Origin of the sequence: Aquiflexum lacus (genome assembly GCF_015476655.1) — a bacterium.
GTDB lineage: Bacteria > Bacteroidota > Bacteroidia > Cytophagales > Cyclobacteriaceae > Aquiflexum > Aquiflexum lacus.
In genome coordinates this window covers 1-13,108 of record NZ_JABFHF010000025.1, presented here as the reverse complement: position 1 = coordinate 13,108, position 13,108 = coordinate 1, and the positions used below count along the sequence as shown (strand labels likewise).

10 protein-coding genes and 1 tRNA gene are annotated in these 13,108 nt (G+C 38.7%); 6 read left to right on the top strand and 5 right to left on the bottom strand.

The window, feature by feature from the left end; all coding sequences use genetic code 11:
• Positions 1–160 precede the first annotated feature (160 nt).
• The 5 genes from HMJ38_RS18925 to HMJ38_RS18905 all read right to left on the bottom strand — a co-directional run bounded on the left by HMJ38_RS18925 (position 161) and on the right by HMJ38_RS18905 (position 4,600).
• Entirely contained in the window at positions 161–949 is a 789-nt protein-coding gene (locus tag HMJ38_RS18925; RefSeq protein ID WP_194976002.1) for a hypothetical protein, read from the bottom strand.
• 153 nt (positions 950–1,102) lie between these two features.
• Entirely contained in the window at positions 1,103–2,329 is a 1,227-nt protein-coding gene (gene clpX / locus HMJ38_RS18920) for an ATP-dependent Clp protease ATP-binding subunit ClpX (RefSeq protein ID WP_194976001.1), read from the bottom strand.
• A complete protein-coding gene (locus HMJ38_RS18915) occupies positions 2,329–3,003 on the bottom strand; it encodes a ClpP family protease (protein WP_194976000.1) in 675 nt (224 codons plus the stop codon). Before HMJ38_RS18915 ends, clpX begins: the two co-directional genes overlap by 1 nt.
• 78 nt (positions 3,004–3,081) lie before the next feature.
• Complete coding sequence (tig, locus tag HMJ38_RS18910; protein WP_194975999.1) at positions 3,082–4,410, bottom strand: trigger factor; 1,329 nt, start codon at positions 4,408–4,410, stop codon at positions 3,082–3,084.
• Between the two features lie 108 nt (positions 4,411–4,518).
• Positions 4,519–4,600 (bottom strand) — tRNA-Leu (locus HMJ38_RS18905).
• Between the two features lie 133 nt (positions 4,601–4,733).
• Here HMJ38_RS18905 and HMJ38_RS18900 point away from each other — a divergent pair.
• The 6 genes from HMJ38_RS18900 (at position 4,734) to HMJ38_RS18875 (ending at position 12,743) form a co-directional block, all read left to right on the top strand.
• Positions 4,734–6,956 carry a RelA/SpoT family protein gene (locus HMJ38_RS18900; protein ID WP_194975998.1) on the top strand — a complete coding sequence of 741 codons (2,223 nt, stop codon included), beginning with the start codon at positions 4,734–4,736 and terminating at the stop codon, positions 6,954–6,956.
• 72 nt (positions 6,957–7,028) lie between these two features.
• On the top strand, positions 7,029–7,496 hold the full coding sequence (locus HMJ38_RS18895; RefSeq protein ID WP_194975997.1) for a Fur family transcriptional regulator: 468 nt from the start codon (positions 7,029–7,031) through the stop codon (positions 7,494–7,496).
• Entirely contained in the window at positions 7,493–7,849 is a 357-nt protein-coding gene (locus tag HMJ38_RS18890) for an STAS domain-containing protein (RefSeq protein WP_194975996.1), read from the top strand. Before HMJ38_RS18895 ends, HMJ38_RS18890 begins: the two co-directional genes overlap by 4 nt.
• Positions 7,850–7,936: 87 nt before the next feature.
• Positions 7,937–9,208, top strand: coding sequence for an adenylosuccinate synthase (locus tag HMJ38_RS18885; protein WP_194975995.1), 1,272 nt, complete (start codon positions 7,937–7,939; stop codon positions 9,206–9,208).
• Between the two features lie 155 nt (positions 9,209–9,363).
• Positions 9,364–11,721, top strand: a complete 2,358-nt coding sequence (locus HMJ38_RS18880; RefSeq protein WP_317174560.1) for a PKD domain-containing protein — start codon at positions 9,364–9,366, stop codon at positions 11,719–11,721.
• Complete coding sequence (locus tag HMJ38_RS18875) at positions 11,718–12,743, top strand: PorP/SprF family type IX secretion system membrane protein (protein WP_228780152.1); 1,026 nt, start codon at positions 11,718–11,720, stop codon at positions 12,741–12,743. Before HMJ38_RS18880 ends, HMJ38_RS18875 begins: the two co-directional genes overlap by 4 nt.
• The last annotated feature ends 365 nt before the right edge of the window (positions 12,744–13,108 follow it).

The following is a 13,108-nucleotide window of genomic DNA, read 5'->3' as shown; positions in this document are numbered from 1 at the left end:
GGTTTTGGAGGCTTGGAAAGATTGTATTGTTGAGGTTCATGAAATCCATTTCAATAAAACCCTATTTTATCTATGTGAACTATATGTGCTATGTGGTAATTAATTTTTTACCACATAGGAGACACATAGGGCACATAGTTTTCCTTGAAAGAATTTAAAGTTAATTTTTTGAGATGTTATTTCCTGTATAATATTCATAGACTTTTCTGAACTTTGGCACAAAATCCCATTGGGGATAAAATTCTTTTTCTTCTACCAATTGACCCCTGTCATTATAAAAATATTGAAAGGCATCTTCTCTTTCAGTACTTCCGAGTCCATAGGCTTCCTTGGCTTCTAATTGGTTCAGTGAATTATACCGATAATAATAAAGTAGGATGGGTGATTCTCCTCCTCCCATATAAGTGTATTTGAATATCCTGTCGAATTCATCGTATTCATAGATTTCTTTTTCCATATCCTGATTTTCACCGTATTGGGTTAATACCAACAGTCCGCTCTCATTGTAGGTATGGCTTCTTATTAATTTTTTTTCACTATTGAGTTCCCTGACTATCCGCCCATTTTCATCGTATTCCAGAAATACTGATTCCACATATTCAAAATCTCCATTTCTTTTATAGAATGACTTCTTTTGAACCAACAATCCGGAACCGTTATAGAAATAAAGACTGACCCCGGTAGTATCATTTTCATAGGTACCTGATGTCAAAACCACTTTTCCAGATTCATCGTAATACCAATCTTGTCTTCCAACATGAATGTCAAATTCGAATTGATAAGAATTAATGCTTTTTAATTTCCCTTCAGGGGTGTAAAGGTGTCCTTTAAGTACTTCCCTCACTTCGTCCAAGTTCATTGGATCAATTTCCGGGTCTATTTCCTGATTGATCTCACAAGAAGATAGCGATATCAGAAAAAGGGTTAAAATTTGAATGTACTTTTTCATGGCCAGTAGATTTAACAGTTAATCTACTAAAAAATATTTAGTAAAAAAGAAACAGTAGTTTTATTTTAGATGCCATAAAAAAACCGCAGAAATCATTTAAATGACTGCTGCGGTTTCGAATTGTTACTTGAATATTTAAAACTGAAAATACTATCAAGCCACCTGCAATTTTTTAAACTTGGACTTGTCAAACTGCTCTTGGGCGTATTTTTCATCGATCACCAATTCCTTGATGGTTTCATCGGATGGCAATTCGTACATGGCATCTGTGATGATGGCTTCACAGATGGACCTTAAGCCTCTTGCTCCTAGATTGTACTCAACCGCCTTCTCCACTATATAATCTATACCGCTTTCCTCAAATTGAAGTGAGACATCTTCCATGGCCAACAGTTTTTTGTATTGCTTGACCAAAGCATTTTTGGGCTCGGTGAGTATGCTTTTCAATGTGGCTTTGTCCAAAGGATCCAAATGGGTCACTACCGGAAGCCTGCCTATCAGTTCAGGGATCAATCCAAAAGATTTCAGATCTTGGGCTGTGACATATTGAAGAAGATTTGCTCTGTCCACTTGTTTGCCTTCCACAAATTTACTGAAGCCCATGGGCTGTGTATTTAACCTTTTGGCAATATGCCTGCCAATGCCATCAAAAGCCCCGCCACAAACGAAAAGTATATTTTCCGTATTGACCGCAATCATTTTTTGGTCAGGATGTTTTCTCCCACCTTGTGGCGGCACATTAACAATTGTTCCTTCTAATAACTTCAAAAGCGCCTGTTGTACACCTTCTCCACTTACATCACGTGTGATGGAAGGATTATCTGATTTTCTGGCTATTTTATCCAATTCATCTATATAGACTATACCTCTTTCCGCAGCTTCTACATTGTAGTCTGCTGCCTGTAACAGACGAGTCAAAATGCTTTCCACATCTTCACCCACATAACCTGCCTCAGTAAGCACCGTTGCATCGGCTATACAGAAAGGCACCTCAAGCACTTTGGCTAATGTTTTTGCCAAATAGGTTTTACCTGTTCCGGTATCCCCAACCATGATGATGTTTGATTTTTCGATCTTGATTTCATCCTCATCATGGACCTTTTGCTGTAACCTTTTGTAGTGGTTATAGACCGCCACGGTCAGCACCTTTTTGGCATCATATTGACCGATGACATATTGGTTGAGGTATTCTGTAAGCTCTTTTGGTTTTTTGAGTTTGAACTTGGGGTTCTTAACAGGTTTTTTGTTTTTCTCTTCTTCCCCCAAAATCTGATAGGCCTGATCTATGCAGAAATTGCATATATGGGCCGATATCCCAGAAACCATCAGGTCTACGTCTCTCTTATTTCTCCCACAAAAGGAACAGGTAACTTGTGCCATTATTTAATTTTTTTGATCAGTACTTCATCTATCAAGCCATATTCTTTGGCTTCAGGTGCTTTCATCCAATAATCTCTGTCTGAATCTTTTTCGATCTCATCATAAGTTTTTCCCGAATGGTCTGCTAAAATCTGATACAATTCTTGCTTCATAGACAAAATCAGTTTTAATGAAATTTCCATGTCTTTGGATTGACCTTGCATGCCACCGGAAGGCTGATGGATCATCACCCTGGAATGTTGAAGGGCAGATCTTTTATCTTTGGCACCTCCTGCCAACAATACTGCCCCCATAGATGCAGCTATGCCAGTGCAGATAGTGGCTACATCAGGATTGATATATTGCATGGTGTCATAAATACCCAAGCCTGCAGTTACAGAACCACCTGGACTGTTTACATATAGTAGCACATCTTTTTTTGGATCGGTTGATTCCAAAAACAATAATTGGGCGGTAATGATATTGGCAATAAAATCATCCACTTGTGTACCCAAGAAAATGATCCTGTCCATAATCAATCTTGAAAACACGTCAATTTCACGGAAATTGGTTGGTCTTTCTTCGATTACCGACCTGGTCATGTTTTCAACAAAAGTATTGTATTGGTCAAATGCATTGCCGCTGATGCCTCTACTGTGAACGGCATATTTTCTAAACTCGTCTCTGTTGATCATAATTTAATTTTTATGTAATGTACAAAAATAAAAAAAGCCCTTACAAAAGGACTTTTTCTTAACGATTTTATCTAGGAATTAGTTTTCCAAGAGTTCCTTGAATTTATCGATACTGATTTTTTCCTCTTTCACATTGGCTTTTTCCTTCACAAAGGCCAAAACCTTATCATTCTGAACAGAGGTCAACATTTGCATATAATTCTGCCCATCATTTCCTTTGAGGTAGTTGTCCACAAACATATCCATGCTCGCTTCCAATTGTGCACCAAGACCTGAAGAGGCAAATTGGCCTCTGATCATTTCTTTAGTTTTTTCGATAACGTCTTCATGTTCTGCCTGAATATTGTTGTCCTTAGCGATTGTATTGGAAATAATGGTCCAGGTTAATTGCTTGGCATATATCGGATATTCATCTTCTACTTGATCTTCAGTTACTTTGCCGTCATTGGCTTTGAGTAGCCACTCTTTTAAGAATACTTCGGGAAGATCGATATTTGCTTGATCTATTAGCTTTTCTTTGATTTTCTCATCGCTGTAAACCATAATTTCCTTATTGTAGTTTTCAGCCATAATCTCTTTGACCTTTTCTATCAACCCTTCCTCGGAATCTACTTGACCTTCACCGAAAAGTTTATCGAAAAATTCCTGATTGAATTCAGCCAACTCTGTTCTATTGATATTCTGAACAGTAAAGGTAAAATCACCGGTAAGTTTTTCTACTTCTTCATCAGAAACGCCAACTGTTGAAGCTAGGTCTTCTTTTATGGTTTTTGAGGGATCAAACTCAACTGCATCACCTTTTTTCAGTCCGACAAATTTGTTGAGGGATTTTTCCTCTACTTTTGATAGGGGAAGAGAAAAAGTTTTTTCAAAAGAACCATCTGCTGATTTGAGGTCACCGTAAAGGAAGTCATCTTTCTCGCTGATCTCAGGGTTGGTCATTTTGCCATATTGGCTTCTAAGGTTAAGAATAGCATCATCCACTTCTTTTCCGTCCATTTCAACGGAATAGGAAGTAGCTTCTAATGTTCCGTCAAACTTGACCTCAACATCATCCACAAAACCTATTTTATATTGGAATTCGAATTCTTTTTGGGTATTCCAATCAATTTTATCAGCATCTTCAATGATCGGCAGTGGGTCCCCCAAGATTTTGAAAGTCTGTTCTTTTAGGTAATTATTGAGGGAGGAGGAAAGAAGTTCGTTGATTTCGTCTACGAGGACCGAAGTTCCATACATTCTTTTCACCATAGAAACAGGAGCTTTGCCTGGCCTGAACCCTTTGATGGTGGCTTTTCTTGCATAGTCCTTCAGTTTCGCATCAACCTTAGGTTGATAATCTGCTTCATTTAATTTAATTTTAACAGAAGCTTGATTTGCTGCGTGCTTGTCTAATGTGATTTCCAATGTGTTGAATTTTGGTTTGATAAAATTTAAAAACCCCCAATCCCATTTCTTATTCGAAGTTCCTGACTCAGGATCGATTTCGGAAAGGTGATTGAGGGCCGGAAAATGTGCGGATAGAGGGACTCGAACCCCCATGCCTTACGGCGCTAGATCCTAAGTCTAGTGCGTCTACCAATTTCGCCACATCCGCTTAATGTGGACGCAAAGGTAATAAGTAAAATTTAACTTACAAAAATTGAATCAAAAATTCATTTAGAATTATTCTGAAAAAAACTATGCAACTTTCGTTGTTTAGATAAAAGTATTGCTTTAGCTTAGTTTATATGATACAAGTAGACCTGGAAGAGGAAAGAAAGGAAATAATTAAGAGATACAGAAAGCTTCTCAAGATGGCTAAACCCATGCTGAAGGATGGGGATTCCAAGATAATCAAAAAGGCTTTTAATGTTTCCAATGAAGCTCACAAGGAAATGCGCCGCAAATCCGGTGAGCCCTATATCTATCATCCATTGGAAGTCGCATTGATTTGTGTAGAGGAGATAGGCTTAGGTACAACAAGTATTGTTTCTGCCCTGCTGCATGATGTGGTTGAAGATACAGATTGGGAGTTGGAGGATATTGAAAAGGAGTTCGGCTTGAAGGTCATGCAAATTATTGATGGACTGACCAAGATTTCCGGAGTCTTTGAATATGGTTCCTCCCAACAGGCAGAGAACTTCCGAAAAATGCTTCTGACATTGTCTGATGATGTCCGGGTCATATTGATCAAAATTGCAGACAGACTCAACAATATGCGAACCTTGGAAAGTATGCCAAGGCATAAACAACTTAAGATAGCCTCGGAAACCATGTATCTTTATGCACCATTGGCGCATAGGTTGGGTCTCTATACCATCAAATCTGAACTTGAGGATTTATATCTGAAATTTACCGATTCAGATACATATCAGTTTATTCTGACTAAAATCAATGAGACTAGGGTTTCCCGAAACAAATTCATCAAAAGCTTTATAGCCCCGATCGAAGAGGAGCTTGAATTACAAGGTTTCAAATTCACCATCAAAGGAAGACCCAAATCTGTTTTCTCCATTTATAATAAGATGAAAAAACAGAATATACCATTTGAAGAAGTTTATGACCTGTTTGCAGTGAGAATTATTATTGAAAGTGAGGTGGACAATGAAAAGGCTGATAGCTGGCAGGTATATTCCATTGTCACGGATTTTTATCGTCCCAACCCTGATAGGTTGAGGGATTGGATCAGTACCCCACGGGCAAATGGATATGAATCTCTTCATACTACAGTAATGAGTAATACCGGACAGTGGGTGGAAGTTCAGATCCGTTCAGCGAGAATGGACGACATAGCTGAAAGAGGATACGCTGCCCATTGGAAATATAAGGATAAGGATATTGTTCAAGCCAAAGCAGGTACTGGTTTGGATGATTGGATCACCCAAGTCAGGACATTACTGGAATCCAATGATGGTTCGGCCATCGAATTCATGGATGACTTCAGGGGAAATCTTTTCCATGATGAAGTCTTTGTATTTACACCAAAAGGAGAGTTAAAAGTACTTCCTTTCGGAGCAACAGCGCTGGATTTTGCCTTTGAAATTCACACTGAAGTTGGGGCTAAATGTATTGGTGCCAAAGTCAATCAAAGACTTGTTCCGATCAATCATAAATTGAAAAATGGTGATCAGGTTGAAATTCTGACCTCCAACAAACAAAAACCAACCGAAGATTGGCTCAATTCGGTGGTGACTTCAAAAGCCAAAGCCAAAATTAAAGATGCGCTCAGGGAGGATAAAAAATCTATCTTAATGGATGGGAAAGAAATTGTCCAAAGGAAACTGAAGCAAATGAAAATCGAATTTACCTCAGAAATCGTAGAGCAGTTACGTGCATACTTTGAAACCAAAACTCCCAATGAGTTTTACTATAAGGTAGGAAGAGGAGTGATTGATGCCACTTCCATCAAAAGTTTTAAGGAATTTAGAGATCATAAAAAACAAAAAGGAAAAGTCACCTATGAAAAGGTTAAAGATGAAACAAGCTTTACCAAAGAAATCAAAAACCTCAAAGGTCCTGAGCACGATCAATTGTTGATCGGAGAGGATATGGATGTGGTGGATTATATTTTGGCAAAATGCTGCAATCCCATTCCTGGAGATGATGTTTTCGGATTTGTGACCATCAATGAAGGAATCAAAATTCACCGAACCTCCTGTCCCAATGCTTTGGAACTTTTATCCAATCATGGAAATAGGGTGATCAAGGCAAGATGGACCAGTCAGCAGCAAATCGCATTTTTGGCCGGATTAAGGATTGTTGGGACAGATAGGGTGGGTCTGATCAATGATGTCACCAAAGTGATTTCCAATGAACTTAAGGTAAATATGCGCTCTATCACTGTTGACTCGGACAGCGGACTCTTTGAAGGGACGATCAAACTATATGTTCACAGTACTTCGCATTTGGAAAAAATGGTTGCTAACCTTTCAAAAGTAGAAGGGATCATTAAAGTTACCCGGTTTGATTAATTAGCCATTGACATGTTTTATTTGAATCTTTTCTAAATAAGAAGAGTTATATTTGCACAAAATCCAAGATACATGGCCCTTAACGAAACTCTTTTTGAAGAGGTAAAGAAAATTTTCACTGCATACCTGGAAAACAAAAAACTTAGAAAAACGCCTGAGCGATATGCCATTCTGGAAGAAATTTACGGCAGATCGGGGCATTTTGATGTTGAATCGCTGTACATCAGCATGAAAAACAAGAATTATAGGGTCAGCAGGGCAACAGTATATAATACTTTGGATCTTTTGGTAGAATGTGATCTTGTGACCAAACATCAGTTTGGACAGAATCTCGCCCAATTCGAAAAATCCTACGGGTATAAACAGCATGATCATCTGATCTGTGTAGAATGCAATAAAGTATTTGAGTTTTGTGATCCAAGGATACAGAATATTCAAAATACAGTAGGAGAAATTCTTAAATTTAAAGTAATGCACCATTCCTTGTTGCTATATGGTAGTTGTGAAAACATGAACTGCGAAAACAGACCTAAAATATGAAGTTAAATTACAGAATTGAAAAAGAAGAAAAGGCTCATTTTTTATACTTAACCGGGGATTTAATTGGAGATGATATCGGTCCAAAGTTGGTGGAATTTGTGTCAGATGCGGTCAATGATAAGGTAATGGTCTTTATAGTGGACTTGTCCGAAGTAAGGTATATCAGTTCAAGTGGCATAGGCCTCTTGATCACCATGCTGACCAAAATGAGGAATGCAGGCGGAGATGTGTACTTGACTACCCCGTCGGAACATGTTAAAAAATTATTGATCATTACCAAGTTGAATAATATTTTCACTGTTTACCCTACTATGGAGGAAGCAAAGAAAGAATTATATGATAGGCAAGAATAAATCCCTTGATTTCCTTGCAATTCATTAACCTTATTCCAAATTTCACGCCTCAAAAAGACTTTAATCTAAGAGTTGATTTTATAGGAAATGAAAATGGATATTTTATTAGGCCTACAGTGGGGCGACGAAGGTAAAGGTAAGGTAGTGGATGTTTTGGCACCACAATATGACGTAGTGGCCAGATTTCAGGGCGGTCCCAATGCGGGACATACTTTGGAATTTGATGGCATCAAGCATGTACTTCACCAGATACCCTCCGGTATTTTTAGAGAAAACATACTCAATATCATAGGTAATGGAGTTGTCCTTGATCCTGTCGTTTTAAGAAAAGAAATTGAGGGGTTGCATAAATTCAACATTTCTTTCAAGAAAAACCTTTTTGTTTCCAAGAAAGCAACAATCATAATCCCAACCCATAAACTATTGGATGCTGCTTATGAAAAGTCAAAAGGCGATAAAAAAATTGGTTCAACTTTAAAAGGTATTGGTCCGACCTATCAGGATAAAATCGGTAGAGTTGCACTTAGAGTTGGGGATATATTGGCACCTGATTTTGAGGATAAATACAATGCCTTGGTAGAAAAGCATAAAACTATTCTGTCTTTCTACGAATTTGATCTGATCCACTTGCCCGAACTGGAGAAAACTTTTTTTGAGGCAGTTGAATTTTTCAGAACATTGAATCTGGTTGACAGTGAATACGAAGTGAATGGTTATTTGGATTCAGGGAAAAAAGTTCTTGCTGAAGGTGCTCAAGGTTCATTGTTGGACATTGATTTTGGCAGTTACCCATTTGTGACTTCAAGCAATACTATGGCCGCAGGTGCCTGTACAGGTCTTGGAGTAGCCCCATCTAAAATCGGAGAGGTTTTCGGAATTTTTAAAGCTTATTGCACAAGAGTAGGTAGTGGACCTTTCCCAACTGAACTATTTGATGAGGACGGAGAAGCCATGAGGAAAGAAGGGAACGAATTCGGTTCTACTACGGGCCGACCTAGGAGATGTGGTTGGATTGATTTACCGGCATTGAAATATTCTATTATGATAAATGGAGTGACTCAACTGTTTATGATGAAAGCCGATGTACTGAATATCTTCGAAGAAATAAAAATCTGCACCCATTATGAGTTGCCGGATGGTAGCAGAGTAGATAGACTTACCTATGAATTGAATACCCAGGATGCCAAACCGATTTATAAAACTGTCCGTGGCTGGTTCACCTCACTGGCCGAAGCCAATGATTATGATAAATTTCCAGTTGAATTAAGAGATTATGTCAGCCTTTTGGAAGATGAACTTGGTGTACCAATTAAAATGGTCTCAGTCGGTCCTGATAGAAAGCAAACCATCTTGAGATAAGAAGACTAAGACCTCCTTTTGGGAGGTTTTTTTATTTTCAAAAACATCTTTTTGAATTTTAAAAGGCCATCTAAGCCATTCATCATTTTTTTTATTTCCTTAAATTCTTAATTTACGATTTCGATTTTAAAATTAAAGAAAGGGAAACTGATACTGTGAGATTAGGAGAAGGTCAATTCATCAAGAGTTTCGGCATTTTATTAATGCTTTATTTTACATTTTTTGCATTTACAGATTCTGAGGCTCAGGTAGGGTTTCCTTATTGCGAGGATTTTCAGGACAATTCTACCCAGAGTGCGACTATCTTTGGGGGCAGTGCGAGGTTATTGGATGGCGTATTGAGATTGACTGATGCGCAATTAGAGCAGAATGGATACATATACATTGATATTCCATTTCCTTCCGCATTTGGAATCAAGACTTCTTTTGAGTTTTTTGTTTATGGAGGCAATGGAGCTGATGGGCTTACGGTATTCTTATTTGATGCTGCTGTTTCCAATTTTAGTCCAGGAGGTTTTGGAGGATCTCTTGGGTATGCCCAAAGAGGGCAAAATCCAGGGTTAACTGGCGCATATCTTGGAATAGGACTGGATTCTTTTGGAAATTTTGGTAATTCGGGAGAAGGAAAAGTCGGCGGATTTTTTGGCGGAGGGGATGCCCTTTATCCAAATAGTATTGTAGTCAGAGGGAATGGCTCTGGATTGACAGGATATCAGTTTGTCACGGGTAAATGGACAAACAATGCCGGTGAATTTTCACTTCCCGCTGCAGATCGATTTCCACTCGAATCTGGTGGTGCAGGCTCTCAAAGGGTGACAGATCCTAATATTCCAGGTTATAGAAAACTGTTTATTGATATGGAACCTCATCCTGGAGGGGTAGGCTATTCCATTTCTGTTGATTTAATGGTCACCACCAGCCCCGGAAATCCCAGAATGGTTAAAGTTTTTGACAAAACAGATTACATTTTTGAGGCACCTGAGAATTTAAAGATAGGCTTTGCTGCCTCAACAGGTGGCCAAACCAATATTCATGAAATCAGAAATTTGCAGGTAGAGGTTTCAGATCAGGACAGACTTGAAAATCCAATAGGTACCGATATTGATGACAAGGCTTCCTGCGAAGGTCAGGAAAATACCTATGAAATTACCCGAGAAGAAATTATACTCCCCAATGAAGGTTCTTCAATTAGATGTCTGCAACTGTATGGTTCATTGGATGAGATAGAAGCTGAAGCAGACGATATTTGTTCTCAAGGCAGGTGTAGGCCCGAAAACAGAGAAATGGTTTTGCCACAAGGCACCTTTAGAGCAGCTGATGAAGGTGGTAGCTTTACTTTTTTTCCGAACGTGGGATTTGTGGACGAGACGGTCGAAATTTATTATACCGTAACAGATAATTATGGTAAAACTTCCTCAGGGAATTATATACGTCTTTTGATTCAAGAATCTCCAGAACCGGTAAATATTTTAGGAGAGGGTCTAGGGGAAGTAGAAAATGACGTCAGGTTATGCGAAGGTGATGGAATTTTACTCAGTGCAGTGGGCGATGAAGTATATGTGAGATTTGAATGGTTTAAGGATGGGGAGTTAATCCCTGATTCGAATATCCCTGAATATTTTGCAGTGGAAGCCGGAGGATATACCGTTACTGCATACAATTCAAAAAGTTGCCCAACAGAATCGGCCGTATTCGAACTCATCAATCCGGCTTTTCCAGAACTTGGAATTGAAGACCCGGTGGTAGGATGTACACCTGGAATGACCTTGGATGTAAGGGACTTTATATTTGACTACAATGAGGAAGAATTTGATTACAGGTTAGAAACCCCTACGGGTCAATTTTTGATCAATGATGAAATGGCCGATGTTGGACAATCAGGGCTTTACAAAATCAGCGTGAAACACAAAGATCTGGATTGTTGGTCTGACCCGGTTGATTTTGAATTGATTATTGTTTCTGAGGCGCTGAACTCAAATTTTGTCTATGAAGTAGATGGAACGGGGATTACAGGTGATGAAGGAGGCGGGATATTTATCGATGATCCTATCCGATTCAATGATCTTTCCACAGGTGGCGCCATTGCTTGGAATTGGGATTTTGGTGAGGGAAATTCAAGCAGTGAGCAATCTCCTGTTCATGTTTTTGGAAAAAAAGGAAATTTCCTGATCAGGTTGACAGTTACCAATGAGTTTGGTTGTGAAGATACTTTTGAGATGGAGTTACCATTAACAAAGTCATTTAGAGTGATGTTACCAACAGGATTTACCCCCACTTTATCTGAAAATCAATTCTTCAGACCCAAAACAAAAGGAATTATAAAAATGGAAATGTTGATTTTCAATCTCTGGGGAAATATGCTTTTCAGGACAGAAGATATCAATACAGAAGGATGGAATGGAAGAGTCAACGGTGAATTGATGCCTTCTGGCAATTATGTTTATAGGATCAATATGGAGTCTATTGATGGTGATGTGATCGAAGAAAGCGGGAAATTTATATTGATCAGATGATGAAAAGAATTGAATTGATAGTCATGTTGGTTTTTGTTTTTGAGCTTTCTCAAGCGCAAGATGTTCAGTTTTCGCAATTTTATGCTTCCCCTTTATTTCTGAACCCAGCATTTGCCGGAAGTTCTGAAATGACAAGATTGGGTGTTAATTTTAGAAACCAATGGCCATCTCTGGATCAGACCTTTGTTACATTTTCAGCTTATGCCGATCATTTCATAGATGAGAAAAATTCGGGAATTGGGGTCATTATAAATGGAAGCAGGGAGAGTTTGGCCAATTTACAGAACATAGAAGTCGGCTTAGTATACTCTTATAGAGTAAGATTGGGAGAATCAGGATTCTTGCATATGGGTATTCAAGGCAGTTGGGCGACTAGGTCAGCGAGTTTTGATGAAGTTGTTCTCAGTACCCAATTGGATATTAACCGTGGAGTAGTGCTTCCCGGTGGAAATGGCGGAGCAATTCCTGACGATAGACAGCGCAGTTTTGCCGATTTTCATTCAGGGATGCTCTATTACAATGATAGGTTTTGGTTTGGCGTTTCAGGGCATCACCTTACACAGCCAAATATTTCCTATTTGGAATTTGACAGGGATAAACTTCCAATCAGGTATTCTACACACGGGGGTGTAAAATTTGACTTGACACCCGGTGACATCAATGACTATTTCAACAATACCCAACAGGAGCGGACCTTCTCATTGGCTTTTAACTATAAAAGGCAAGGGTTCTTTGATCAATTGGATTTTGGAATGGAGCTGTACTTTGAACCAGTGATTCTTGGACTTTGGTATAGAGGCTTTCCTACCAGGATTGGTTTGCCAAACAATGAAGCCCTGATAGGTTTGATTGGATTTTCTTTGCAAAATGGAATTGACCTAGGATATAGTTATGATTTTACCCTTTCACAGTTGGGTTGGAGAAACTCAGGTGGGGCACATGAAGTTTCTATGAGGTATTCCTTTGTTGATCAATTCCTGCAAAAGAAATCCCGTAAGAGGATGCCGACATTTAGATATTGAAGATTTCTTGGTCATCCTTTTTTTTTCTGCTTGAAAATCAGCACACTTTACCTTTTTGTTAAATTATTTTCAGATCTGCTTTTGCAAATGAGAAAAAGTGTTGCACCTTTGCAATCCCAAACGACGGGCACCCAAATCAAAATCCCCCCATTTATTCGGATTGATTGATTCATAAACAGAAAATAAAAAGTAAATTTTATAAATCTGTTTTTGAAAGAATAAAATTTTGAATTACCTTTGCACTCCTGTTTTACGGGAAGAAAAGAATAAGATAACGGCGCGAGTCGACGATGGCCGGGAAAGCCCGGTCAAAAGTTCATTGAAATGTTGAAGACGAAACGAATGAGAATCCGGTCGGAGCTTTA